This is a genomic window from Nitrospira moscoviensis (genome assembly GCF_001273775.1).
Taxonomy (GTDB): Bacteria; Nitrospirota; Nitrospiria; order Nitrospirales; family Nitrospiraceae; genus Nitrospira_D; species Nitrospira_D moscoviensis.
Genome location: NZ_CP011801.1, coordinates 1 through 25,921 on the forward strand (window position 1 = coordinate 1; position 25,921 = coordinate 25,921).

A 25,921-nucleotide genomic window follows, 5' to 3' on the forward strand; every position below is an offset into this window, starting at 1 on the left:
TGGAGAACCGGATGACTCCCTGTAGAGAGACTGGCGAGAGGCTGGTCTCTAGATCCCGGTGACTCGACAAGACCCGAGGCAACGTGTTATTGACCTCCGCCGCCGGTCCTGAAAAGGCCCCGGACGGAGAAGGAAGGATCGAGGTTATCCACAGGTGTGAATAAGCCTGTGTATTAAGCGTGTGCATATGGAATGTCACGATTTATGAGTGTCGATACGGTGTGGCAAGAGGCGCTGCATTACATCCAGGGGAAGGTCCCCAAGCAGGTCTACGACACCTGGTTTACCCCCGTTCATCTGGATCGGATCGAAAACTCCACCGCCCATATCGGCGTCCCCAATAAGTTTTTCGGAGACTGGCTCCATACTCACTATGGACCTCTGCTTGCGGAGGCCGTTGCGACGGCCAGAGGCGGCGGCGACCTGGCGGTGAACTTCGTCGTCTTCCAGAAATCGCCGGCCCGGCCCGTGGAACCTCAGGCGGTCTTGAATGCTGCAAAAGCGGCGAGTCCGGCCAAGCCTCGTCGCGGCATTCAACTTAACCCGAAGTATACGTTCAAGAATTTCGTGGTCGGCGCCGGCAATCAATTTGCCCATGCGGCTTGTATGGCGGTCGCCGAGCAGCCCGGCAAGGCCTACAATCCGCTGTTCATCTACGGCGGCGTGGGCTTGGGGAAGACACACCTGCTCAACGCGATCGGCAACCACGTCGCCGAACACACCGATCTGCGCATCGCGTACCTGACGACGGAACAGTTCACCAACGAAGTCATCAACTCGATCCGCTACGACAAGATGATGGACCTCCGCAAACGCTACCGGCACATCGACATGCTGATGATCGACGACATTCAATTCCTGGCCGGGAAGGAGCGCACGCAGGAGGAGTTCTTCCACACATTCAATGCCCTGTACGAAGCCCACAAACAGATCGTCCTGTCGAGCGACCGGTTTCCGAAAGACATGCCCGACATCGAGGAGCGCCTCCGCTCCCGGTTCGAATGGGGTCTCATCGCGGACCTGCAGCCGCCCGATGTCGAGACGCGCATCGCCATTCTGCGAAAGAAGTCCGAGGACGAGGGTGTCACGCTGCCGGAGGACGTCATTCAGTTCCTGTCCACGACGATGAAGAGCAACATCCGGGAGTTGGAAGGCAGTTTGGTGCGGCTGGGCGCCTATGCCTCGCTCACCGGCCAGGTCATCACGCTGGAGATGGCCAAGACCGTCTTGCGCGATCTGATCGGCGACAAAAAGAAGGTCGTCGCCATGGAAGACATCCAGGAAGCGGTCTGTGCGCAGTTCCATGTGAAGATGACGGAACTGAAGTCCCGCCGTCGCAGCAAAACGCTGGTGCATCCGCGCCAGATCGCCATGTATCTCTGCCGCGAGCTGACCGATGCGTCGTATCCGGAGATCGGACGGCATTTCGGCGGCAAGGACCATACCACCATCATTCACGCCTGCCGTCAGGTGGCCAAGGCGAAAGAGAGCGACCACGCGCTGCATCAGACGCTGGAAAGCTTGAAGGAACAGATTCTGCGCAGTTAGGGGCCTCCAAGGGAGAACGCGCCATGAAAGTACGCATTGGGCGGGACGAACTGCTGACCGGACTCCAGCGGGTGCAAGGAGTCGTCGAGAAGCGCAACACGATGCCGATTCTCTCCAACATTCTACTGGAGGCCAAGCAGGAAGGGGCGGAGATCGTCGCGACGGATCTCGAAATCGGCATGCGGGGCCTGTACAAAGCGACGGTCCTCCAACCCGGCGGCGTGACGGTGTCGGCCCGCAAGCTCTATGAGATCATCAAAGAACTTCCGGCGGGGGACATTGAATTGACCGCCGGCGACAATAATTGGACGACGATCCAAGCCGGAAAAAGCCAGTTCAAGGTGGTCGGTCTGCCGAGCGCGGAATATCCGGCGCTGCCGGCCATTGAGCGGGAGGGCCTCACGCCGCTGGCCGGCGAGGGTCTGCTGGAGCTGATCCGGAAGACGCTCTTCGCCGCCGGCGACAACGACGCCCGGTACATCCTGAACGGACTGCTCGTCACGCTCGTCATGACGGAGAAGAAAACCTCCCTCCGCCTGGTCGGCACCGACGGCCATCGGTTGGCCGTCGCCGAACAGGAAGTGAGCAAGACGGGCAGCAAGACGGGGCCGCAGGAGATCAAAGCCATCATCCCGAAGAAAGCGGCGCAGGAGATGCGGCGCCTGTTGGAAGAGGGCGGCGACGGCGAGCCGTTGATCGGGTTCACCAAGAATCTGATGATCTTCCGCAAAAGCGGGCTGCTGCTGACCTCGCGGTTGATGGAAGGGAATTATCCGAACTACCAGCAAGTCATTCCGAAAGAAGGCGGCAGGAAGATCAGCGTGAACCGCACCGAATTGGAAAGCGCGCTGCGACGCGTGTCGGTGCTCTCGAAAGACAAGGCCAACGCCGTGAAGGTATCGTTCGGGTCCGGCAAAATGACGCTGTTCTCCAGCAACCCGGATTTCGGAGAAGCCACCGAAGAATTGACCGCGCGGTACGAAGGTGAGGCGCTGAGCACGGGCTTCAATGCCCGCTATCTGCTCGACGTGTTCAGCGTGATGGACGGCGAGACGATTTCGCTCCAGATGGACACGCCGCTGAGCCCCTGTTTGATTCAGGAACCGGAAAGCCCGGGCTTTAAATGTGTCGTCATGCCGATCAAGATTTAGACGGATGCTGAACTGAGTAGGAGCCTATGGCCACCGAAGACACTCAACCCAAGCCGAAGTCCGACAGCTACAGCGCCGACCAGATCAAAGTCCTCGAAGGGCTCGATGCGGTCCGCAAGCGGCCGGCCATGTACATCGGCAGCACGGGCGTGGACGGCCTGCACCACCTGGTCTACGAAGTCGTCGACAACAGCGTCGACGAGCATATGGCGGGGTTCGGCGAAACGATCGAGGTCACGATCCACATCGACGGCAGCGTGACGGTCGTCGACAACGGCCGCGGCATCCCCACTGGCCTGCACCCGACCCAGAAGAAATCCGCCGCCGAAGTGGCGCTGACCGTGCTGCACGCCGGCGGTAAATTCGAGCAGGGCGCCTACACGGTGTCCGGCGGCTTGCACGGCGTCGGGATCTCGGTCGTCAACGCGCTGTCGGAATGGCTGGAATTGGAAATCTGGCAGGACGGCCAGGTCTTCGAACAGCGGTACGAGCGCGGGAAACCCGGCGCGCCGCTGAAGAGCACCGGAAAAACCAAGCGCCGCGGCACGAAGGTCCGCTTCAAACCGGACGGCCAGATCTTCGAGACCCTGGACTTCAGCTTCGACGTGCTGGCGCAGCGCCTGCGCGAACTGGCCTTCCTCAACAAAGGGCTCGAGATTACGCTCAGGGACGAGCGCAAAGAGCCGGTCAAAGAGCAGATCTTCTTGTACAAGGGCGGCATCATTTCCTTCGTCGAGCATTTGAACGAAGCCAAAACGCCGCTGCACAAGCCCATCTACGTCAAGGTCGAGAAGGCGGAAATGATTCTGGAGGTCGCCCTCCAGTACAACGACAGCTACGCGGAGAATCTGTTCTCCTTCGCCAACAACATCAACACGAAGGAAGGCGGCACCCATCTGGTCGGCTTCAAAGCCGCGCTCACCCGCACCATCAACACTTACGCCAACGCCAACGACCTGCTCAAAGAGACGGAATCGCTGACCGGCGACGACGTGCGCGAAGGGCTCACGGCGGTCGTGAGCGTGAAGGTCCGCAACCCGCAGTTCGAAGGCCAGACCAAGGCGAAGCTGGGCAACAGCGAAGTGAAGGGCGTCGTCGAAGCCGCCGTCAACGAGGCGCTGGGCAACTACTTCGAAGAAAACCCGCCGGTCGCCCGCAAGATCATCGGCAAGGCGGTCGATGCGGCGCGCGCACGGGAGGCGGCCCGGAAAGCCAAGGAACTCATCCGCCGCAAGAGCGCACTGGACGGCGGCTCACTCCCCGGCAAGCTGGCGGACTGCTCCGAAAAAGACCCGGCGATGAGCGAGCTCTACATCGTCGAGGGAGATTCGGCCGGCGGCTCGGCGAAGCAGGGCCGGGACCGGAAATTCCAGGCCATCCTGCCGCTCAAGGGCAAGATCCTGAACGTCGAGAAGGCCCGCTTCGACAAGATGCTCACCAGCGACGAGATCCGCACGCTCATCATGGCCCTGGGCACCGGCATCGGCCGCAAACGGGAAGAAAGCGACAAGGGGGACAAGGATACGTTCGATATCGCGAAAGCCCGGTACCACAAGATCATCCTCATGACGGACGCCGACGTGGACGGCAGTCATATCCGCACGCTGCTGCTCACCTTCTTCTTCCGCCAGATGCCGGAGCTGATCGAGCGCGGCTACGTCTACATCGCCCAGCCGCCCCTCTTCAAAGTGAAGAAGGGCAAGACGGAGCGCTATCTGAAGGATGAACCGTCGCTGAACGAATATCTGGCCGATCTGGCGGTCGAAGATGTCGAGGTCTATCTGGAAGGCGCCCAGAGTTACGTGACCGGCCGCCGGCTGCTCCCGATCTTGAAGAAGATGATCTCGTTCGAAACGCTCTTGGCCCGGCTCAACAAGAAGCCGCACGAGGCGGCGATGCTGCGGGTCTTCGTCGATGAACCGGGCCTCGACCGCGATCTGTTGAAGAACCGCGCCGCCCTCTCGGCGGTGGTGGATAATGCCAAGCGGACGCTTGCGGGCGTCTATCCCAAACTGACCCCGAGCTTCGAGATCGTGGACGACGAAGAACATCAATCGAACAAAGTCGTCTGCCGCCTGCACGCGAACGGAACGCTGCACAGTCTCGACGTCACGCATGAACTGGTCGGGTCGGCCGATTTCCGCGAGCTGCAGAAGCTGACCCCCTCGGCCATCGGTTTGGGCCGGTCGCCGTACAAGCTCAAGGCCAAGGGGCAGGAGACCCCGTACCATGGGACCGACGAGCTGGTGAAAGCCATTCTGGACATGGGCAAGCAGGGACTGAGCATCCAGCGCTACAAAGGCTTGGGAGAAATGAATCCGGCGCAGCTCTGGGAAACGACCATGAATCCGGAAGCCCGGACGCTGCTGCGCGTCACCCTGGAAGACCTCACCGGTGTGGACGAGATCTTCACGATCCTCATGGGCGACGAAGTCGAGCCGCGCCGCAATTTCATCCAGACCCACGCGCTCGAAGTCAGGAACTTGGACGTGTAAAGCGGTGACAAGTGACGAATGACAAGAAGCGGGCACACCAGCCCTCATGCGCGTCACTCATCACGCGTCACTGGTCACTAGGAGTTGTAGATGCCGCCTGATGAACGTTTAGGCCAAATCGCCATCGAAGACGAGATGAAGTCCTCCTATCTCGATTACGCCATGAGCGTGATCGTGGGGCGGGCGCTCCCCGACGTGCGCGATGGTCTGAAGCCGGTCCACCGCCGCATCCTCTTCGGCATGAACGAGATGGGCCTGGCGTCGAACCGGCCCTACCGCAAGTCCGCCAAGATCGTCGGCGAGATTATGGGGAACTACCATCCCCATGGCGATTCGGCGATCTACGACACGCTCGTGCGGATGGCGCAGGACTTCAACATGCGCTACGTGCTGGTCGACGGCCAGGGCAACTATGGCTCGATGGACGGCGATTCCCCGGCCGCCATGCGGTACACCGAAGCCCGCATGACCAAGCTGGCCGAGGAAATGCTGGCGGACATCGACAAGGAAACGGTCGACTTCGGCCCCAACTACGACGAATCCCGGCAGGAGCCGCTGGTGCTCCCGACCAGAGTGCCGAACCTGCTGATCAACGGAGCGGGCGGCATTGCGGTCGGCTACGCGACGAACATTCCGACACACAATCTCGCCGAGGTCATCGACGGGCTGCTTCTCTTGCTGGAGAACCCGGACGTGACCATCCCGCAGTTGATGAAGAAGATTCCGGGACCGGACTTCCCCACCGCCGGCTTCATCTATGGGATGAGCGGGATCAAGGAGGCCTACGAGACGGGCCGGGGCCTGCTCAAATTGCGCGCGAAAGTCGTGGTCGAAACCGACGAGCGGACGGAGCGGGAACGGCTGATCGTCACGGAGATCCCCTATCAGGTCAACAAGGCCAAGCTGATCGAAAAGATCGCCGAGCTGATCCAGGAGGACCGGATCAAGGGCATCTCGGACTTACGGGACGAATCGTCGGACCGGGAAGGGGTCCGGGTCGTCATCGAGCTGAAGCGGAACGAGATCCCGCTGGTCGTGCTGAATAATTTGTACAAGCACACGCAGCTGGAAACGACCTTCGGCGTCATCATGCTGGCGCTCGTCAACAACCGTCCAGAAGTGCTGAATCTCAAGCAGATCCTGCATCACTTCATCGAGCACCGGCGTGAAGTCGTCGTCCGCCGGACGGCGTACGAGCTGCGCAAGGCGGAAGAGCGGGCCCATATCCTCGAGGGCCTGAAGATCGCCCTCGACAATCTGGACGCCGTCATCGCGCTGATCCGGCGGTCGCAGTCGCCCGATGAAGCGCGCGCCGGCTTGATGCGGCAGTTCGGGCTCACGGAGATTCAAGCGAACGCGATTCTCGACATGCGGCTCCAGCGCCTGACGCAGCTCGAACGGGCCAAGCTGATCGAGGAATATCAGGAAGTCCTGAAGCAGATCGAATACTTAAAATCCGTGCTCGCGAGCGAGGCGCTGGTCCGGACGATCATCAAGGACGAGCTGACGGAAATCCGCGAGGCCTATAAAGACGATCGGCGCACGCAGATCGTGAAGGAAGAAGCGGAGATCAGCCTCGAGGATCTGATCGCCGAGGAAGAAGTCATCGTCACGATCACCCATACCGGCTACATCAAGCGGAACGCGGTGTCGCTCTACCGCGCGCAGCGGCGCGGGGGCAAAGGGCGCATCGGCATGGGGATCAAAGAAGAAGATTTCGTCGAGACGCTCTTCACCGCCTCCACGCACGATACGCTGCTCTTCTTCACCGATGCCGGCAAAGTCTATTGGCTCAAAGTGCACGAAATCCCGGAAGCGGGCCGTGCGGCGAAAGGCAAAGCCCTCGTCAATTTGCTCGCCTTGTCAGGATCGGAAAAAGTCACGGCCACCCTGCCCGTGAAAGAATTCCGCGACGATCGCTTTGTCGTCATGGCGACCAAGAAAGGCCTGGTCAAGAAGACCGAGCTGTCGGCCTACAGCAATCCACGTCAGGGCGGCATCATCGCGCTCAGTTTGGAGGGCGGCGACAAGCTGATCAGCGTCCACCTGACGGACGGCCAGCGCGAGATTCTGCTCGGCACGAAGCAGGGCATCACGATCCGGTTCAAAGAAGACGAAGTCCGTCCCATGGGCCGCACGGCGTACGGCGTCAAAGGCATCACCTTGGAAGAGGGCAACGAAGTCATCGGCATGGAGACGATCACGCCCGATTCCACCACGGCGATCCTGACCGTCACGGAAGGCGGCTACGGCAAGCGGACGCCGGTGGGCGAGTACCGCGTCCAGGGCCGCGGCGGCAAAGGCATCATCAGCGTGAAAACCACCGAGAAGAACGGGCCGGCGGTGGGTTTCCTGCAAGTCCGCGAAGGCGATGAGATCATGCTGATGGCGGCGCAAGGCAAAGTGCTCCGCTGCAAGGTGGACGACATCCGGGAAGTCGGCCGCAACACGCAGGGCGTGCGCGTCCTCGATCTCGAAGGAGAAGAAGACCGGGTCGTGGGGGTGGCGCGACTGGCCGAAACGGTCGAGCGGGAGGATGCCGTCGCGGACGAGCCGGCCGGGTGAGCGCCGTCGCCACCCGCCTGTCGTGCCATGGATCAGCCGATTTCCCCAGCGAGGCCCGCGCCCCAAAAGAAGCCGCTCGATACGGTCGTCAAGCTCGCGCTGATGGTCTTCTTCGGGTCCTTCGCCCTGATCTGGGGCGGCATGTACCTGAGCCGGCCGGACCGCTCCATTCCACCCTACAGCATCGGATCGCAGGAAGGCACCGCGGTGGCCGTGCACGTGCCGCCCTGGACGAGCGATACCGAAATCGAGACGCTCATCGAGCGGTTTCGCAAGGTGGGACAGGAGCGCCGGAATTTCGGCGCGATGAAAATACGCCCCACAACCCCCGACGATCCCCAGGGCCGGTATCGCCGCATGACGATCTACATCTTTACGCACGACGCGTGGGCCGAAGCGGACATTCTGCACAAGTATCTGACCGGCGAAGATCGGGAGGTGCGGGACGGGTTTCGGCGGGCGTTGCGGGGCTTCTATCGCTTGACGGAATCGGAGGCGGAGGGCCGGATCGGGCCGCTCGTCGAAGGGCCCGATTCAGCGGCGACGGCCGCCTACTCCCGGCAACTGTTCAAGGACGCGATCCCGTCGAGCCCTTAACGGTCGGCTCGCGAGAAGGCCTCGGCCATCACCTGCGTCAGGCGAGCCCGCAGTTCCGGATCCTGCACGGCGGCCGCATGGGCCTGCGCTTCGGCCAGCGCCGCGTCGGTCGCCGGCGGGGGAGCGTCCGATCCGGTGTGGGCGTCGCTTCGGAGAGCGGGGATTTCACCGACACGAAAGACGATCTCGGTGATCAGATCGGGTCCCGTTTCGGCCTGGATCTTTGCGAGCAGGGTCGGTTTGAGAAACGTGAGCTGCTGCAGCCAGACCGAGTTGCGCACGACAAGATAGAGTTTCTTGAAACGGATCTGATCCGGCCAGGTGTGCGAACCGGTGGGCTCGCCCACGATCTCGCGCCATCGATGTTGCAGGCGCAGCTCGACCAAACGGGGCTCGAGACCCAGTCGCTTGGCCAATCCTGAAAGGATCGCGCCGCAAGAGTCCAACGGATGAGAGCGGGCCATGCCGGGCATGTTAGTCCCGGGCTCCGGAGCGGTCAAGCGCCGAGACGCAGGATGCCATGTCGAAAGAAGACACCATCAGAGCGGTCGTCACCAATCGCAAGGCGTACCACGATTATTTCATCGAAGAGAAATTCGAAGCCGGCATGGTGCTGCAGGGCACCGAGGTGAAGTCGTTGCGCGACGGCCGGGCGAATTTGCAGGATAGTTACGCCTCCGTGAAGGACGGCGAAGTCTTTCTACACCACTGCCATATCAGCCCCTACAGCCACGGCAACATCATGAACCACGATCCCATGCGCGTGCGGAAGTTGCTGCTGCACAAAAAAGAGATCGACAAACTCCTGGGGAAGACGCAGCAGAAGGGCCTGACGCTCGTGCCGCTCCGCATGTATTTTTCCAAGCGCGGCCACGCCAAGGTGGAGCTCGGATTGGCGAAGGGCAAAAAGCTCTACGACCGGCGGGAGACCATCAAAGCCCGCGAAGCCGGCCGCGAAGTCGAGCGGGCGATCAAAGGGAGGGGGAAAGGCGAGTAATCGGCGCCTTCCGGGGCCAAGCGACCCTCGCCATTGACAAAGACGTCTGGACGTCCTAGCGTAGCGCCCGCCTGACCGATACGGCCCCTCACTCATGCTCACAAGACGAAAACCCGGCGAAGTCAGAGATGCGATCCTGACCGTTCTTGCCGCACATCCCCAGGGGGCTTCCGTTCAATCCATCGAACAACACGTCACCCAATTGATCGGAGAATCGGCCACCTCCAGCGTCCGGTCCTATCTCCGGCTGAATACGCCGTCGGTCTTTGTTCGAACCGCGCGCGCGCATTACGCGTTGAAAGCAACGCACGGGAATGGAACGGCGCGCGAAGCGCCGGCGGAGTACGCTGTTCGCCCTACCTTTTCATTCGGCCGGGCGACAATCATTAAGGACGACTGTCTGGAATGGTTAAGAAGACGAGAAGCCAATTCGATTCATGCTGTTGTCACCGATCCTCCCTACGGCCTATTCGAGTACACCGAAGAGCAACAAGAGAAACTGAGAATTGGAAAAGGCGGCGTGTGGCGCATTCCGCCGTCCTTTGACGGAGTCCGGCGCTCGCCGCTTCCCCGATTCACCGTTCTTTCGTCTCAAGACTTGCGGAATCTGGAGTCGTTTTTTTTCGAATGGGCGGAGGCGCTCAGCCCGGTGCTGGTGCCCGGGGCGAATGTCGTCGTCGCGTCAAACCCGCTACTGTCTTATGTCGTGTCGGGGGCACTCGCACGGGCGGACCTTGAGAGGCGCGGTGAAATCGCCAGGCTGGTGATGACTATGCGGGGCGGGGATAGACCGAAAGCGGCCCATGAAGAATTTTCCGACGTGAGCGTGATGCCCCGTTCGATGTGGGAGCCCTGGCTGTTGTTCCGCAAGCCGCTGGAGGGACGGGTGCAGGACAACTTGCGGAAGTGGGGGACCGGAGGATTTCGCCGGCCGTCCGCTGACAAGCCGTTTGGAGACGTCATCCCTTCTTCGCCGACGCACAAATCGGAACGGATGCTCGCGCCGCATCCGAGCTTGAAGCCCCAGGCGTTTCTCCGAGTGTTGGTGCGAGGAGTGCTTCCGCTGGGAAAAGGAGTGGTATTGGATCCGTTTTGCGGCGCGGCGTCGACCTTGGCGGCAGCGGAAGCCACAGGGTACGCCAGCATCGGCGTTGAAAAGGACATGCGTTATTTCGAGATGGCGAAACGAGCGTTGCCCAAGCTGGCATCATTCAAGAACGGCAACGGTCACTCGTTCAACTTGTAAATCCAATTGCTCCGCAGCTTCTCGATTCCACTTCTATGTAATGTCGCCGTGCGGGTGCCCAGTTCTCCCCTCGGGTTCTTCCGAAAATCAGCTTCCGTCACCTTGCCCAGATAGACCTCGGTAAAGGTCATGGGTGTTCGGTTGCGCGCCGGCTCAGTCGCGCAATCCACTTCATAGACAAACACGCACATCCAACGGTGCGCGCAATCAATGGTTGCGACGGTATTGCGCCGAATCGCCATTGAATGCCCACCTTAAGGGGCGGCGAGAGCGTAGGCTCGCCGCGTACCGGAGTCAAATGTGATTCGTAGCCACTTGACTTGGTTCTAGCTAGAACTATTATACTGTGCGTCAGGGCTCGGGGCGTGGTGCGATACAGTCTGCTCCGGCGTCACTCAACCGGGAGGTGCGCGATGCGGCGATTCTTTGAGACAGACGAGAGGTGGGCCGGGCTTATTCTGCGTGTGACGCTCGGGATCGTGATGTTCCCCCACGGCGCGCAGAAGATGCTCGGCTGGTTCGGGGGATTCGGGTTCGGCGGCACCATGGGCTACTTCACCGAAAAACTAGGGCTCCCCTGGATCATCGCCGTTCTGGTCATCGTCGGAGAATTCTTCGGCAGTCTGGGCCTGATCGCGGGATTCCTGACGCGCCTCAATGCGGCGAGCTTGATCGTCATCATGCTGGGCGCCATTACGATGGCCCATTGGCCGCACGGGTTCTTCATGAATTGGTCTGGGCAGCAACAGGGCGAAGGGTACGAGTATCATCTGCTGGTGATCGGCATCGCCGCTGCGCTGCTCCTGACCGGGGCCGGTCGCTGGTCGGTGGATCACGAGATCGCCGCGCGGCTGGACTAAGACACTCAGGCCACCGGCGTCAGGTGCCGGGGGAGAAAGGAATCACACCATGTCTACGGAAACGACGATGATGAAAGAAGTCCGGGGCGTCTATCAGCCCGGGTCCCAACACATGGTTGGTGACGGATTTCCCGTGCGCAATCTGTTTCCCAGCAATGACCTGGACCGGGAGTTGAGCCCGTTCCTGATGCTGGATTATGCGGGACCGCAGTACTTCGGGCCGACGGAGCATCCGCGCGGCGTCGGTGAGCATCCGCATCGCGGATTTGAGACGGTCACGCTCGTCTATGAAGGCCGTGTGGAGCATCGGGACTCGGCGGGCAACGCGGGGGTGATCGGCCCCGGCGATGTGCAGTGGATGACGGCAGCCTCCGGCGTGGTGCATGAGGAGATGCACGAGCGGGAGTTTGCGCGTCGGGGCGGCACCTTCCGCGCGATCCAGCTGTGGGTGAATCTGCCGCGCGCCTCGAAGATGTCGGCGCCGCGCTATCAGTCGATCCTGGATGCCGATATCCCGGCGATCCCACTGGAAGGGGACGCCGGTGTGCTGCGCGTCATCGCGGGAAGGGTGCATGGGCGCCGGGGGCCGGCTCGCACCGTCACGCCGGTGGAACTTTATGACGTCCGCCTGCGGGCCGGGGGCCGGATGACGCTGCCCTTGCCGGAGGGGCACAACGCGGCCGTCTTCGTGTTGCAGGGGCGTGTGACGGTGAACGGGTTCCAGCAGGCCGGAGAAGCCGAGTTGGTGCTCTACCAGCGGCAGGGGTCGGGCATCGGCATCGAGGCGCTGGAGGAGACCCGGCTGTTGATCATGAGCGGCGAGCCGATCGACGAGCCGATCGCCCGCTATGGGCCCTTCGTCATGAACACGAAGGCCGAGCTCATCGAAGCGGTGCAGGACTACCAAGCCGGGAGAATGGGGCATTTGTCATGACCGACAGCCGGCTCACGATCGAGGTCTATTCCGACGTTGTCTGTCCCTGGTGTTACGTCGGCAAGCGGCGCCTGGAACGGGCCTTGTCCCAGCTCGGCGACGCGGCGCAGGCCCGGATTGCCTGGCGGCCCTTCGAATTGAATCCCACCCTCCCGCGGGAGGGGATGGACCGCCGGGCCTATCTGGAAGCCAAGTTCGGCAGCCTCGCGGCGTTTCAACGACTGGAAGCGCAGGTGCTGGCGGCCGGCGAGGCCGAAGGCATCGCCTTCGCGTTCGAGAACATCCGCCGGACGCCCAATACGTTCTTGGCTCATCGGCTCATCTGGTATGCCGCGACACAGCATCGACAGGATGCCGTGGTGGAAGCGCTGTTCCGGGGCTACTTCGAGGAGGGCGACGATGTCGGCTCGCCGTCGGTGCTCACGCAACTCGCCGAACGGGCCGGTCTGGAGGCCGCTGCGTTTCTGGACGGCGACGGCGGGACGGAAGAGGTCCGGACGGAAGAAGCCGAAGGCCTCCGACTCGGCATCCGCGGCGTGCCCTACTTCGTGCTGAGCGGCGCCTACGGCCTTTCCGGCGCACAGCCGGTGGAGGTCTTCCTCTCGGCGATCCGGCAAGCGCAAGGCGAGAACCAGGCGCGCCTGTCCGGAGGGAGGTAACGATGGCCGTGCAAGTCTATGGCTGCAACCATATCGCGATCGAAGTCACCGACGCCAAACAGGCCGTCAAGTTCTACACGGACGTGTTCGGCTTGAAAATGCTGCGAGGCGGCGAAGGCGCGGCCTGGTGCCAGCTCGGCGAGCATCAGTTCATGGCGATCTTCGAAGTGGAGCGGCTCCAGCCGGATCGCGTCAAACACTTCGGGCTGATGGTCCGCGACGCCGATCAGATTCAGGAAGTCCGCCGCAAGCTGACGGCGAAATACAAGCTGAAGCTGCATCCGGATTTTCGCTGCGACTTCCGCGATCCGTGGGGCAACCGCATCCAGGTCGGCGACCTGTCCGACGAATCGCTGGTGTGGCTGCTCCCCTATCAAGAAGTCCAGAAGGCGGGCATCAGCTTTGAAAAACCCAAGGGCCGGAGACAACGATGAAGGCACATTATTTGGGTCACGTCGTCTTTTATGTGAAGGATCTGGAACGGTCCCTGGCGTTCTACCGTGATCTGCTGGGATTCACAGAAGTCGGCCGGATTTTCAACGGCGCCGCGGCTGCGCTTACGTCCGGACGCACACACCATGAGTTGCTGCTCATTCAAGTCGGCGACGCGCCCGGGCCGCCGGCGGGCCGCCGGCGCGGGCTCTACCACATCGGCATCAAGGTCGGCGACAGCCTCGACGAGTTGCGGCAGGCGAAGCGGGAACTGGAACAAGCCGGCGTCCCGATCGACGGCATGAGCGATCACACCGTGAGTCAAAGCCTCTATCTGCGCGACCCGGACAGCAACGAAGTCGAGCTCTATGTGGACGCCGACGAAGCGCTCTGGAAACGCGACCCGTCGACGGTCGTCTCCCCGATCAAGCCGTTGCGCTTGTGACGGGGCGTCGCCCTCAGGCGGCAGTTGCGGAAGCGCCGGCGCTTCCGCATACTACCGGCATGGCTGAAGCGGTCGCCAATGGCTGTGACACGGCGGCGGGTGCGCAACAGAACGCCCTGCTGCAGGTCTCCGAAGCGATTTCCCGTCATCGCGATCTCGCCTCGCTGTTTCGCGATCTGGCGCAACGGCTGCCCGCAGTCGCGCCCTTCGACTTCATCGGCCTGGTACTCCACAATGCGTCGACCAACATGATGCGGGTGCACATTCTCGAGACGGCCTCGGCCGGCCCCCTCAGCACCAGATTCGACGGACTGCAACTGCCGATCGAAGAGTCGTCCAGCGGCTGGGTCTGGACCCACCAGCAGCCCCTCATCATCCCCTCGCTCGCGGAGGAGACCCGATTTACGATGGGTATGGCGGCGCTGCGGGAAATCGGCGTCGAGTCCGTCTGCCTCTTCCCGCTCACCACGGCGATGCGGCGTTTGGGAGCGATGGGATTCGGGAGCCTGAAACCGCGGGCCTTCGGCGAGAGCGACGTGGAATTTCTCAGTCAAGTCGCCAGGCAGATCGCCATCGCCGTGGAGAACGCCCTGAATTACGAAGAGGCGCAGGAGGCGCAGCGCCAGTTGGCCAAGGAGCGCGACCGCCTGCATCTGTTGTTGGACATCAACAATGCCGTGGCCTCGCATCTCGAATTGCGCGATCTGTTCGATTCGTTGACCGTCAGCATTCGGCGCGTCCTGAAGGCGGACATCGTGAGCCTGACCCTGTTGGATCCGGGCACCAACCAGCTCCGGCTGTACGCGCTGGATTTTCCGGGCCAAGAGGGGTTCATCGAAGAAGGCACCACCTGCACGCTCTGCGGATGTCCCTCCACGGAAGCCATCACCGGACGGAAAGCGGTCCTCCTGAAGCGGTCGGATCTCGAACAGTCGGAGAGCACGGTATCCAAACGGCTGGTCGCAGCCGGCGTCAGGTCGGCCTGTTGCGTGCCGCTGCTGCTGCGCGATCGGCCGCTGGGCGCGCTCAACGTCGGCAGCCTGCAAGACGAAGCCTTCACCGCCGCCGATGCGGACTCGCTCACCGAAGTGGGGAAGCAGATCGCGCTCGCCGTCGCCAACTCGCTGGCCTACCAGGAAATCGCCGCGCTCAAGGATAAGCTCGCCAAGGAAAAGTTGTACCTCGAGGAGGAAATTCAGACCGAGTACAACTTCGAAGAGATCGTCGGCGACAGCCGCGCGCTCCGGCAGGTCCTCAAACAGGTCCAGACCGTGGCGAAGACCGATTCCACGGTGTTGATCCTGGGAGAAACCGGCAGCGGCAAAGAATTGATCGCCCGCGCGCTGCACAATCTGAGCGATCGGCGGGAGCGCACGTTCGTGAAGCTCAATTGCGCCGCCATCCCCACCGGTCTGCTGGAAAGCGAGCTGTTCGGGCACGAAAAAGGCGCCTTCACCGGCGCCATCGCCACCAAGATCGGCCGGTTCGAACTGGCGGACGGCGGCACGCTGTTCCTCGACGAGGTCGGCGACATTCCGCTCGAGCTGCAAGTGAAGCTGCTCCGCGTGCTGCAGGAGCAGGAATTCGAGCGTTTGGGCAGCACCCGTACGATCCGCGTTAACGTCCGGGTCGTGGCGGCGACCAACCGCGATCTCAGCCAGATGGTGGAGGAACAGAAGTTCCGCAGCGATTTGTACTACCGCCTCAAGGTGTTTCCCATTACCGTGCCGCCCTTGCGTGACCGGGCCGAAGATATCCCGTTGCTCGTGCGGCACTTTGCGCAGAAGTTCGCCTCTCGCATGAACAAACGCATTGAAACCATCCCGGCGGACGCCATGAAGGCGATGCAAGCCTACCACTGGCGCGGGAATATCCGCGAACTGGAAAACTTCATCGAACGCGCCGTCATTCTGTCTTCGGGCAGCCATCTTTTCGTCCCCTTGGCCGAGCTGAAGCGCCCCTCGCAGCCGCTGCACGGCGGGAACGGCGCCATCGCGACGCTCGAACAAGCCGAGCGCGAGCATATTCTCAAGGCCCTGCGCGAGACGAATTGGGTCATCGGCGGTCCCGCCGGCGCCGCGGCCAAACTCGGCATGAAACGCACGACGCTCCAATCGAAAATGCAGAAATTAGGCATCGCGCGACCCAGTTGACCTCCGGGAACACGTCTCCCCGCATCCTCGGTCTCCTTTCGTTACGGAAACCCGTATCATCGTAGCGCGGCGCCCATATTTCGGCGGGCGCCGACTTGTCGGCACCAGCAGATCGGCACAGCGTCGAATCGAGACCTGCGTGGCGCGAGCCCGGAGAGATATTTGTCCTTGCCCCGCGAGGGGTTAGGAGATGAAGCCTTCGCGTGCGTCACAAGGGAACAGTTTCTGCTGTAAGAGCGGCGTGAGCGACGGACGAAGGGAGGGAGCGATGACGCTGCTTATCATCGCAGGCGCGCTGGCGACTCTGAAGAAGCTAATCCACTACGAGCGCCGGCTGGTTCACGGGAAACCGGCTTTGCGCTCAGGCACGGCGGGTCGCGAGCAGGTCCGGCGAGGGCGCGCAGGGCGCCTGCAACCTCGGTTCCTGATGTTTTGAGCATGTCAATGTACAGGAGGACTGTCATGAAGCCCCTACTCGATCCGATGAAACCGTTGAGCAAGCCGTCTTGGGTGCCACTGGCCGGAGGTTCGTGTCGGCACCGGCAGCCGGCCGTCCTGCGAGGGCGGAGCCGGACCGTCACGGATGACAGCGGCATGCTGGCCATTACGGCCTGGACCTGTGCCGAGTGCGGACAAGTCATCGAAGAGATCCGCATCTTGTCGCGCGATGGACGATCGGAACGGCCGGCGATCCGATACGCGGTCGCAGCGCAAGACCGGTTCACGCTGCGTCACGCGGTATCCGGACGGCATTGAACCTGACACGAACGCACGGTGCGGAGGCCGGGCATCGTGCAAACCAGGGGGGCAAGTCATGAGCACGAGAACGCTGTTTGAACCGGTGAGGATAGGATTCCTCGACCTCAAGAATCGCATTGTGATGGCGCCGATGACGAGAAATCGAGCGAGCCGCGCCGGCCTGCCGTCGCAACTGGCGGTGACCTACTATGCCCAGCGCGCCGGCGCCGGCCTCATCATTACCGAAGGGACGCAGCCGAGCCCGGCCGGCCAGGGCTATCCGCGGACGCCGGGGATCCACACGCCCGAGCAGGTGGCGGCGTGGCGGACGATCACGGAAGCTGTGCATGACCGGGGAGGACGAATATTCCTCCAACTGATGCACGTGGGCCGTATCGCGCACCGCGCCAATCGGTTGATCGATGCCGCCCCGGTTGCGCCCTCGGCGATCCGCGCAGCCGGCGACATCTACACGGATGCCTTCGGGCCGCAGCCGCACAGCATGCCGCGGGCCCTGGCGACGGAAGAGATTCCGTCCGTCATCGACGAGTATCGGCAGGCGACGGGCCTCGCGCTCGCCGCCGGCTTCGACGGAGTGGAGTTGCATGCGGCGAACGGCTATCTGCCGATGCAGTTTCTCTCCTCGAACAGCAACCGGCGGACGGACCGCTACGGCGGCAGCATTCCCAATCGGGCGCGCTTCGTGCTCGAGACCTTGGAAGCGATGGTCGACGCAGCCCGAGAATCAGGCCGTGTCGGCATCCGCATCAGTCCGGACACCACCTTCAACGATATGCAGGACGAGGATCGCGTCGGGACCTATCTCCATCTCGTGACGGAAGTGAACAAGCTGCAGCTCGGCTATCTGCACGTGCAGCGGTCGCCGGGAGAGTTGCCGCCCGAGCAAGCCTTCGATCCCATCGCGCTGCTGCGGCCGCGTTTCGACGGCCCGCTGATCGCGACCGGCGGGTTCGACCTGGAAACCGGCGCCGCCCTCGTGGCTTCCGGCGGCGCCGATCTGATCGGCTACGCCAGCTTCTTCATCTCCAATCCGGATCTGGTCCAGCGGTTCCAGCGCGGCGAGCCGTTGGCACAGCCCGATCCCGCGACCTTCTATACACCGGGAGAAAAAGGCTACATCGACTATCCGGCGCTGCAGGCGCGCTGATCCGCCTCTCCGCAGCCGCCACAACAACGGGAGGGAACATGACGCCACTGAGGGAGAAAGTCGCCATTGTCACCGGCTCGTCCGCCGGAATCGGCCGCGCGATCGCCGAACGGCTCGCCCACGAGGGGGCGGCGGTGGCGGTGCACTACGGCAAGAGCCGGGACAAGGCCAAGGCGGTGGTCGCCGGCATCGAAGCGAAGGGCGGCAAGGCGAAGGCGTTCCAGGCGGACATGGCACGGCCGCAGGAGGTGCGTCGGCTCATCGAGGACGCCATCGTGGCATTCGGCCGTCTCGACATCCTGGTGAACAACGCCGCCATCTTTATCTACAAGCCACTCGTCCAAACGACCGAACAGGAGTTCGACGAGATCTTTGCCGTCAATGTGAAAGGACCCTATGTCGCGATGCAGGAAGCGGCGAAGGTCATCGTGGAAGGCGGCCGGATCGTCAATATCTCGAGCGACGGGACGCACATGGGGGCTCCCGGCATGACGGCCTATCTCGGCACGAAGGGGGCTCTGGAGCAGTTCACCAAGGGCTTGGCGCATGAGTTGGCGCCGAAGGGCGTCACGGTCAACACCGTCTCGCCGGGCCTGACCGATACCGACATGCTCGCTCCGGGTTATCGCGAAACCGGCGCGCAGCTCTCGCCACTGAGACGCCTCGGCACTCCGGCCGACATCGCCGACGTGGTGGCGTTCGTGGTGAGCGAGGAGGCCCGGTGGTTGACCGGACAAACCATTCATGCGGGCGGCGGCGTGGTGATGTGATGGACATTCTGGCCGACATTCTCCATCGCCATGGCGCGCTCGTGCTCTTCGCGGTCGTCTTGGCGGAGCAGCTCGGGCTGCCGCTGCCCGCCTTGCCGCTGTTGATTGCGGCAGGAGTCCTGATCGGGACCGGGCACCTCGGTCTGCTCGCTGCAGTGAGCGCGGCGTTTCTCGCGACCCTCCTGGCCGACGGGCTCTGGTACGTCGCCGGCCAGCGGCGGGGACGATCGGTGCTGGCGCTGCTCTGCAAGATTGCTTTGGAGCCGGATACCTGCGTGCGGCGCACGGAAGAGATCTTCCGCGCCCATGGGCCGCACGCGCTCGTGATCGCGAAGTTCGTCCCCGGGTTGAGCACCATTGCGCCGCCGTTGGCCGGCGTCGTAGGCCTCGGTCCCCTGCTCTTCCTGTCCTATGATGCGCTCGGGACCGCGCTTTGGATAGGATCCGGATTGGGGATCGGCTATGTCTTCGGCGCCGGTGCGCCGGAGATTGCCACCCAGGCCACACAACTGACGCCCGTGGTCGGCATCGTGTTGACAGTGCTCATGGTCCTGTACGTGACCGGGAAGGCCTGGTGGCGCAGAGCGGAGTTACAGCGTGCGCCCCGGATCACGGCGGCCGACGCGCTGGGACGAGTGCATGGAGGAGAAGCCATCCTCTTCGTGGATCTGCGCTCGGCGGCCGATCGTCGTGAAGCGCCCGGCATCGCCGGTTCGATAGCTCTCACCGTCGAAGAGGTGGCCGAGCAGGCGGTGACTCTACCGAAAGACAAGCCCATCGTCTTCTATTGCGCATGCCCGGAGGATGCCTCCAGCGCGCACGCGACCCTCCTCTTGCGCCGGTCGGGATTCGAGACGGTGTGGGCCCTCCAGGGCGGCTTGACCGCGTGGCAGGAAGCCGGAGAAGATCGGAACAAGGGTGTGCTGATTCCCATGACCGTCTCATCATGACGCGACGAGGAAGAGCGATGAAACACGCACGCACGACTCTCTTGATCTGCATGGCGGCCGCATGCGCTTGTCTTTCCGCAAAAGCCTCGGCGGATGACGTACGCGGGAGCCACGCGGGAGATCCAGTCCCGCTCTACGACAATCTGGGATCGCTGCATCATTCCATTACGGCGGGTCATCCAAAAGCCCAGCAGTATTTCGACCAGGGGCTGCGGCTGGTGTATGCCTTCAACCATGAAGAGGCGATCAATTCGTTCGAGCAGGCGCTGACGTTCGACGACAAGGCCGCCATGGCGTGGTGGGGCATCGCCCTGGCGCTCGGTCCGAACATCAACGCGGCGATGGGTCCGGCGGAGGAGCGCCGCGCGTTCCAGGCGATTCAACGGGCGAAGTCTCTCGTGAGCAACCTGAGCCCGTCGGAACGGGCCTACATCGAGGCGCTCGCCATACGCTACTCCGGCGAGCCGGAAACCGGACGCGCCGACCGGGATGCAGCCTATGCCCGAGCGATGGAGCAGGTATGGAAGCGCTTTCCGGGCGATGCAGATGCCGGCACGCTGTACGCCGAATCGCTGATGGTCTTGCAGCCCTGGGATTTCTGGACGCCCGATGGCGCGCCGAAGGGCCGCGCGACCGAAATCGAAGGGACGCTGGAGCGAGTGCTGAAGCTCAATCCGGATCATCCCGGCGCCTGCCATTACTATATCCATACGGTGGAGGCCTCTCCGCATCCGGAGCGGGCACTGCCTTGCGCAGACCGCTTGCCGAGCCTGGTTCCCGGCGCGGGCCATCTCGTGCATATGCCCGGCCATATCTATCTGCGGCTGGGCCGCTATCGGGAAGCGGCGGAGCGGAACGTCCATGCGGCGGCCGTGGATCACGAGCTGCTCGAGCATCGCAAGCTGACCGGCATCTATCCCTCCGGCTACTATCCGCACAATGTCCACTTTCTCTGGTCCGCGTTGACGATGGAAGGGCGCAGCAAGGAGGCGATCCAAGCGGCGCGCGATCTCGCCGTCCTGGTTCCCTGGGAGAAGGCCGTCGAAGCCCCGCCGCTGGAAGAGTTCACGCCGACGCTGCTGTTTGCCCTCACCCGGTTCGGTCGATGGAATGAGGTGTTGGAGCTGCCAAAGCCCCCCGCCGGTCTGCCGTACACGACCGCCATCTGGCACTATGCGAGAGGAGTGTCATTCGCCGCGCTGGCGCGTTTCGATGCCGCGCAAACGGAGCAGCGACAGCTCGTCGAGCTGGCGACCACACTGCCGAAGGATCGGACCGTCGGGGTGGCTTCGATCCGCGACCTCGCACAGATCGCTTCCGACGTGCTGGCCGGAGAGATTGCCGCGCGGCAAGGCCATCTGGATGAGGCCGTGAGGCATTTGCGCGCCGCCACCATGAAGGAGGACGCGCTGCGCTACTACGAGCCTCCCCTCTGGCATTACCCCGTTCGCCACTCCCTCGGCGCGGTGCTGCTGCAGGCCGGTCGCGCGGCCGAGGCGGAACAGGTCTATCGGCAGGATCTGAAGCAACATCCTGAAAACGGCTGGGCGCTCTATGGATTGAAAGAAAGCCTGCTCGCGCAGGACAAGCGCGAGGAAGCATCGGCCGTTCAACAACGCTTTCAGAAGGCCTGGGCCCGCGCGGACATTCAGTTACGCGCCTCCCGGCTATAGCGCCACCGGGGCCGCCTCGTCGCCCGCCTCATTTCACTCATATTGGTACCGGTCGTCTTCGCTATGGAGCGAGGAGATCTCCACAGTTGCCGATATTTCGGCAGGTGCCGAAGGAAAGGCAAGACAGTTTCGGCAGCAGCGCCCGGAGAAGGAGGACTTTTCCGGCTATCTGTTGAAAAGCCGTGTGGTTAGCGACCAATCCAAGAGTGGACGATGTGGAATGCCGCTTGCTGATTTTCCACTCTGTGGAGTCCGGCATGAAGGAGGAAGGTCGATGAAACATGGAGGCTGGATCGGGTCATCGCTGTTGCTCTTGACCCTTGTGACATCGGCTGCGGGGCTGGCCGCATGGAAGTACGGGACCATCCAGGATTCGATCGCCGCCTCGGCGAGCCAACCAGAGCCGATGGAATCAGTGACCGTGGCCGTCGCGAAGGAAGTGGAACATCGCGAGACCGCCACATCCATCGGGACAGTACTGGCGCTACGCTCGATCACGCTGCGGAACGAGCTGCCGGGCACCGTCGATCAGGTGCGGTTTACGCCGGGGCAGATCGTCGAAGCCGGCACGGTGCTCGTCGCTCTCGATGTGTCGGTCGAAGAAGCCGACTTACGGGCGCAGCAAGCGCAGGCGGCGCTGGCCAAGACGATCCTCGATCGCCGGCGGGCGCTCAGCGAGGACCAGGCGGCGGCGCAAGAGGAGGTCGATCGTGCCCGCGCGGATCTCGATGTGGCCCTGGCCCAGATCGCGCGGACGAAAGCCATCATCGCGCGCAAGACGATCCGCGCGCCGTTCCGCGCCCGCGTCGGTCTGGCCGACGTGCATCGCGGCCAGTACCTGAACGAAGGAACGCAGCTCACGACGCTGCAGGGCATCGACGAGGCGGTCCATGTCGATTTTGCCGTGCCGCAGCATGTGGCCGCCGGTTTGCGAGAGGGGGATCCGATCGAGATCTTCACACGCGGAGACGCCGCTCCGATGGACGCCCGGATCGTGGCCCTCGATGCGCGTGTCGATCCGGCCACCAGGAACGCGTTCGCACGAGCCCGACTCGCCCGTACGGCCGAGTCGCCCGCCCCGGGAGCCGCCGTGCGTGTCCGGGTGCCGGTCGGGGCTCCGCGCCAAGCGGTGTCCGTGCCGGTGAACGCCTTGCGCAAGGGGCCGGCCGGCGATCAGGTGTTCGTGATCGAAGCGGATCGGGACGGGAAAACCCGCGCGCGGGTGCGTCAGGTGGAGAGCGGCGCGATGCTGGGCGACGAGGTCGTGATCCAGGCCGGCCTGTCGGCCGGCGAACGGGTGGCGGCGTCGGGGTCCTTCAAGCTCCGCGACGGCGTTCTCGTGGCGGCGGACGGCGAACCGGAGAGCCGACCGGCGACCGAGCGCCTGGTCAGTCAACGTTGACATCGGAAGGAACACCGCCATGCGTTCGTTCACCGACCTCTTCATCAAACATCCGGTCCTCGCCGTGGTCGTCAACCTGGTGATCGTCCTGGTGGGATGGCGCGCGCTCACGACGTTGCCGGTGCAGCAGTACCCGAAAATCGAAAGCTCTTCGGTCGTCATTACGACGGTCTACTACGGCGCGAGCGCCGACACCGTCCGCGGCTTTCTCACGACGCCGATCGAGCGCGTGGTCTCGGCGATCAGCGGCGTGGACTACCTCGAATCCACCAGCCGCGCGGGCGTGAGCACCGTCACGGTGCACCTGAAGCTGAATCACAGCGCCACGGCGGCTCTGGCCGAAGTCACGGCGCGGCTCCAACAGGTCCGATCGGAATTGCCGGCGGACGCCGAGCCGCCGATGATCGAGGTGCAGCGGGCCGATCGCCCCTACGCCTCGTTCTACCTCAGCTTCACGTCCGCCGAGCGCAGCGTGCCGGCGCTCACGGACTGGCTGCTCCGCACGCTGCAGCCGCAGCTCGCCACCTTGCCGGGCGTCCAACGCGTGACGATCGAGGGCGGCCGCCAGATCGCGATGCGCGTCTGGATCGATCCGGAGCGCCTGGCCGCGTACAACCTGTCGCCCGGCGACGTGCAGGCCGCCTTGCGGCGCAACAATTACCTGGCGGCGGTCGGACGCACGAAGGGCAATCTGGTGCAGGTCAATCTGCTGGCGAACACCGACCTGCGCTCGGCCGCCGAATTCGAAGAGCTGATCGTCGCCGATCGCAGCGGCGCCATCGTCCGTCTGAGAGACGTGGCGCGGGTCGAGCACGGAGCCGAAGAAGCCGACATGGTCGCGAAGTACAACCGCACGGAGGGGGTCTATCTCGGCGTCTGGCCGCTGGTCGGCTCGAACGAGATCGACGTGGCCCACCGGCTGCGCGAGGAAATGGACCGCATTCGTCCGACCCTGCCGGCCGACATCGACATGCAGCTCGTCTGGGACGGCACGATGTTCATGGAGAGCGCGCTCAAGGAGATCACCAAGACGCTCGGCGAGACGATTCTCATCGTGGCTGCGGTCGTCTTCCTGTTCATGGGATCGGTACGCACGGCGCTGGTGCCGCTCGTCGCGATGCCGGTGTCGCTGATCGGCGCGGCCGTCTTCATGTATGCGTTCGGCTTCAGCCTGAACCTGCTGACGATCCTCGCGATCGTGCTGGCGGTGGGCCTGGTCGTGGACGACGCCATCGTCGTGGTCGAGAACGTCGAACGGCATCTGCGTGCCGGCAAGTCGAGAGCGCACGCGGCGCTCGTCGGCGCCAGAGAGCTGGTCGGGCCCATCGTCGCCATGACCATCACCCTCGCCACCGTATACGCGCCGATCGGGTTCCAGGGCGGCCTCACCGGGTCTCTGTTCATGGAGTTCGCGATCACGCTGGCCTCGGCCGTCGTGCTGTCCGGCGTCGTCGCGGTCACGTTGTCGCCGGTGATGAGCGCGCGCTTCGTGCACCCGCAAGGAGTGGAAAGCCGGCTGACCCGGCTGGTGAATCATGGGTTCGAGCTCGTCCGCCGGCTGTACGCGCGGTTGCTCGACGGCGCGCTGGAGATGCGCTGGGCGATCGTCGCGGCGTCGCTGCTCCTCACGATCGCCGCCTGGCCGCTCTATCAGTTCTCGCGCCAGGAGCTGGCGCCGGTCGAAGACCAAAGCCATATCAGTCTCTTCATGGAAGCGTCGCCCGACTCGACGGTGGCGGCGACGAACCGCGACTCCCTCAAAGTGGTTGAGGCCATCACGGCGTTCCCGGAAGCCCGGTTCATGTGGTCGCTGACCGCCTCGTGGGGCGGGTTCGGCGGGCTGGTCGCGAAGGACTGGCACGGGCGCCAGCGCTCGACCGAGCTGATGTACGGCGACGTGTTCGGCGCGGTGTCGCAGATTCCCGGCCTGCGCGTCTTCCCGCGCCTGGATCCGCCGCTGCCCAGCCCCGGGCAATATGACGTCGAGCTGATCCTCCAGAGCGACGTGCCGGTGGAGCAGATGCTGGAGACGACCGCGGCGGTGCTCGGCGCCGGCTGGCGGAGCGGCAAGTTTCTCTATGTGGACACGGATCTCAAGATCGACCTGCCCGAGGCGCGCGTCGTGCTGGATCGGGACCGTCTCGCCGATCTCGGATTGGACCTGGCCGGCGTCGGGCGGGAGTTGGGGACGCTGCTGGGCGGCGCCTACGTCAACCGCTTCAATTACTTCGATCGCAGCTACAAAGTCATTCCACAGATCGGCGATCGCGACCGGGCGACGGTCGGGCCGCTCCTGGATCTGAAGATCAAGACGCCGGGCGGCCAGCTGGTGCCGGTCTCGACGTTCACGCACATCGAGACCGGTACGGCGCCGCGCTCGTTGAATCGTTTCCAGCAGCGCAACGCCGTGCGGGTATTCGGCGGCGTCAAGCCGGGTGTCACCAAAGAGGAGGCGCTCGCGGTGCTCGAATCGGCCGCGGCTTCGGCCGTGGGGCCGCGCATCGTCCTCGATCATGCGGGGGAGTCGCGCCAGATCCGGCACGAGGGCGCCGCCCTCACCGCCACGCTGGGGTTCGCCGTGCTGCTCATCTACCTGGTCCTCGCCGCGCAGTTTCAGAGTTTTCGCGATCCGTTGATCGTCTTGCTGGGCTCGGTGCCGCTGGCGATCTCCGGCGCGCTGTTGTTCAGCTTTCTCGATCTCACCACCATCAATATCTATTCGCAGGTGGGCCTGATCACGCTCGTCGGATTGATCGCGAAGAACGGGATCCTGATCGTGGAGTTCGCCAACCAGCTCCAACGCCGGGGATTGTCGAAGTCCCTGGCGCTGCGGGAAGCCTCGCTGACCCGGCTGCGGCCGGTCTTGATGACCTCGGCCGCGACGGTCTTCGGGCATCTTCCGCTGGTGTTGGTCTCCGGACCCGGCGCGGCGGCCCGCAACAGTATCGGGATGGTCCTGGTCACCGGCATGAGCGTCGGCACGCTGTTCACGCTGTTCGTCGTGCCGGTCTTCTACTCGCTGATTGCCGCGCAGCACCGGCCGGCTCCGGTGCGGGACGAGGCGAAGGTGAAAGAACCGGAACCGGCGCTGGCGCTTGTCGGGGCCCGGGGATGAACCAGGCGCCGGGCCTCCTGGGG

General features: G+C 63.4%; 23 protein-coding genes. 21 read left to right on the forward strand and 2 right to left on the reverse strand.

Translation table 11 applies throughout. The features are described from left to right. Positions 1-192: 192 nt before the first annotated feature. The 5 genes from dnaA to NITMOv2_RS00025 all read left to right on the forward strand — a co-directional run bounded on the left by dnaA (position 193) and on the right by NITMOv2_RS00025 (position 8,356). Positions 193-1,548: a chromosomal replication initiator protein DnaA gene (dnaA, locus tag NITMOv2_RS00005; protein ID WP_083447606.1), complete on the forward strand. Its 1,356-nt coding sequence runs from the start codon at positions 193-195 to the stop codon at positions 1,546-1,548. A 23-nt stretch (positions 1,549-1,571) separates the two neighbouring features. Then, entirely contained in the window at positions 1,572-2,699 is a 1,128-nt protein-coding gene (gene dnaN / locus NITMOv2_RS00010) for a DNA polymerase III subunit beta (RefSeq protein ID WP_053377949.1), read from the forward strand. 26 nt (positions 2,700-2,725) lie between these two features. Further along, the gene (gene gyrB, locus NITMOv2_RS00015; protein ID WP_053377950.1) at positions 2,726-5,194 is read left to right on the forward strand and encodes a DNA topoisomerase (ATP-hydrolyzing) subunit B; all 2,469 of its coding nucleotides are present in this window, start codon (positions 2,726-2,728) and stop codon (positions 5,192-5,194) included. Between the two features lie 90 nt (positions 5,195-5,284). Then, the gene (gene gyrA / locus NITMOv2_RS00020; protein WP_053377951.1) at positions 5,285-7,759 is read left to right on the forward strand and encodes a DNA gyrase subunit A; all 2,475 of its coding nucleotides are present in this window, start codon (positions 5,285-5,287) and stop codon (positions 7,757-7,759) included. A gap of 27 nt (positions 7,760-7,786) precedes the next feature. After that, complete coding sequence (locus NITMOv2_RS00025; RefSeq protein ID WP_053377952.1) at positions 7,787-8,356, forward strand: hypothetical protein; 570 nt, start codon at positions 7,787-7,789, stop codon at positions 8,354-8,356. Here NITMOv2_RS00025 and NITMOv2_RS00030 read toward each other — a convergent pair. Next, on the reverse strand, positions 8,353-8,820 hold the full coding sequence (locus NITMOv2_RS00030) for a DciA family protein (protein ID WP_187299312.1): 468 nt from the start codon (positions 8,818-8,820) through the stop codon (positions 8,353-8,355). The two genes, NITMOv2_RS00025 and NITMOv2_RS00030, sit on opposite strands and share 4 nt — an antisense overlap. 56 nt (positions 8,821-8,876) lie before the next feature. On the opposite strand from NITMOv2_RS00030, the gene smpB reads away from it, so the two are divergent. Next, the gene (smpB, locus tag NITMOv2_RS00035) at positions 8,877-9,353 is read left to right on the forward strand and encodes an SsrA-binding protein SmpB (protein ID WP_053377954.1); all 477 of its coding nucleotides are present in this window, start codon (positions 8,877-8,879) and stop codon (positions 9,351-9,353) included. A gap of 94 nt (positions 9,354-9,447) precedes the next feature. After that, the gene (locus NITMOv2_RS00040; protein WP_083447607.1) at positions 9,448-10,599 is read left to right on the forward strand and encodes a DNA methyltransferase; all 1,152 of its coding nucleotides are present in this window, start codon (positions 9,448-9,450) and stop codon (positions 10,597-10,599) included. On the opposite strand, the gene NITMOv2_RS00045 is transcribed toward NITMOv2_RS00040, so the two are convergent. Next, positions 10,581-10,841 (reverse strand): hypothetical protein, encoded by a 261-nt coding sequence (locus NITMOv2_RS00045; protein ID WP_053377955.1) that lies wholly within the window; start codon positions 10,839-10,841, stop codon positions 10,581-10,583. The two genes, NITMOv2_RS00040 and NITMOv2_RS00045, sit on opposite strands and share 19 nt — an antisense overlap. A 171-nt stretch (positions 10,842-11,012) precedes the next feature. Here NITMOv2_RS00045 and NITMOv2_RS00050 point away from each other — a divergent pair, with 171 nt between their 5' ends. The 14 genes from NITMOv2_RS00050 (at position 11,013) to NITMOv2_RS00110 (ending at position 25,898) form a co-directional block, all read left to right on the forward strand. After that, a complete protein-coding gene (locus tag NITMOv2_RS00050) occupies positions 11,013-11,459 on the forward strand; it encodes a DoxX family protein (RefSeq protein WP_053377956.1) in 447 nt (148 codons plus the stop codon). 70 nt (positions 11,460-11,529) lie between these two features. Further along, a complete protein-coding gene (locus NITMOv2_RS00055; protein WP_145976481.1) occupies positions 11,530-12,393 on the forward strand; it encodes a pirin family protein in 864 nt (287 codons plus the stop codon). Continuing rightward, positions 12,390-13,052, forward strand: a complete 663-nt coding sequence (locus NITMOv2_RS00060; RefSeq protein ID WP_053377957.1) for a DsbA family oxidoreductase — start codon at positions 12,390-12,392, stop codon at positions 13,050-13,052. The genes NITMOv2_RS00055 and NITMOv2_RS00060 overlap by 4 nt, the downstream gene beginning before the upstream one ends. 2 nt (positions 13,053-13,054) lie before the next feature. After that, positions 13,055-13,486, forward strand: a complete 432-nt coding sequence (locus NITMOv2_RS00065; RefSeq protein WP_053377958.1) for a VOC family protein — start codon at positions 13,055-13,057, stop codon at positions 13,484-13,486. Further along, positions 13,483-13,929 (forward strand): VOC family protein, encoded by a 447-nt coding sequence (locus NITMOv2_RS00070; protein WP_053377959.1) that lies wholly within the window; start codon positions 13,483-13,485, stop codon positions 13,927-13,929. Before NITMOv2_RS00065 ends, NITMOv2_RS00070 begins: the two co-directional genes overlap by 4 nt. 59 nt (positions 13,930-13,988) lie before the next feature. Further along, positions 13,989-16,082, forward strand: coding sequence for a sigma-54-dependent Fis family transcriptional regulator (locus NITMOv2_RS00075; protein ID WP_053377960.1), 2,094 nt, complete (start codon positions 13,989-13,991; stop codon positions 16,080-16,082). Positions 16,083-16,350: 268 nt separating this feature from the next. Further along, positions 16,351-16,518 (forward strand): hypothetical protein, encoded by a 168-nt coding sequence (locus tag NITMOv2_RS23710; protein WP_187299313.1) that lies wholly within the window; start codon positions 16,351-16,353, stop codon positions 16,516-16,518. Between the two features lie 26 nt (positions 16,519-16,544). After that, positions 16,545-16,838, forward strand: coding sequence for a protein kinase family protein (locus tag NITMOv2_RS00080; protein WP_053377961.1), 294 nt, complete (start codon positions 16,545-16,547; stop codon positions 16,836-16,838). A 58-nt stretch (positions 16,839-16,896) separates the two neighbouring features. Continuing rightward, positions 16,897-17,988 carry an alkene reductase gene (locus tag NITMOv2_RS00085; RefSeq protein WP_053377962.1) on the forward strand — a complete coding sequence of 364 codons (1,092 nt, stop codon included), beginning with the start codon at positions 16,897-16,899 and terminating at the stop codon, positions 17,986-17,988. A 38-nt stretch (positions 17,989-18,026) separates the two neighbouring features. Further along, positions 18,027-18,758: a glucose 1-dehydrogenase gene (locus NITMOv2_RS00090; RefSeq protein ID WP_053377963.1), complete on the forward strand. Its 732-nt coding sequence runs from the start codon at positions 18,027-18,029 to the stop codon at positions 18,756-18,758. After that, positions 18,758-19,708 carry a rhodanese-like domain-containing protein gene (locus NITMOv2_RS00095; RefSeq protein ID WP_053377964.1) on the forward strand — a complete coding sequence of 317 codons (951 nt, stop codon included), beginning with the start codon at positions 18,758-18,760 and terminating at the stop codon, positions 19,706-19,708. Before NITMOv2_RS00090 ends, NITMOv2_RS00095 begins: the two co-directional genes overlap by 1 nt. A 17-nt stretch (positions 19,709-19,725) precedes the next feature. Then, positions 19,726-21,381 carry a tetratricopeptide repeat protein gene (locus NITMOv2_RS00100; RefSeq protein WP_053377965.1) on the forward strand — a complete coding sequence of 552 codons (1,656 nt, stop codon included), beginning with the start codon at positions 19,726-19,728 and terminating at the stop codon, positions 21,379-21,381. A gap of 274 nt (positions 21,382-21,655) precedes the next feature. Beyond that, positions 21,656-22,783, forward strand: coding sequence for an efflux RND transporter periplasmic adaptor subunit (locus NITMOv2_RS00105; RefSeq protein WP_053377966.1), 1,128 nt, complete (start codon positions 21,656-21,658; stop codon positions 22,781-22,783). A 19-nt stretch (positions 22,784-22,802) separates the two neighbouring features. Next, positions 22,803-25,898 carry an efflux RND transporter permease subunit gene (locus tag NITMOv2_RS00110; RefSeq protein WP_053377967.1) on the forward strand — a complete coding sequence of 1,032 codons (3,096 nt, stop codon included), beginning with the start codon at positions 22,803-22,805 and terminating at the stop codon, positions 25,896-25,898. The last annotated feature ends 23 nt before the right edge of the window (positions 25,899-25,921 follow it).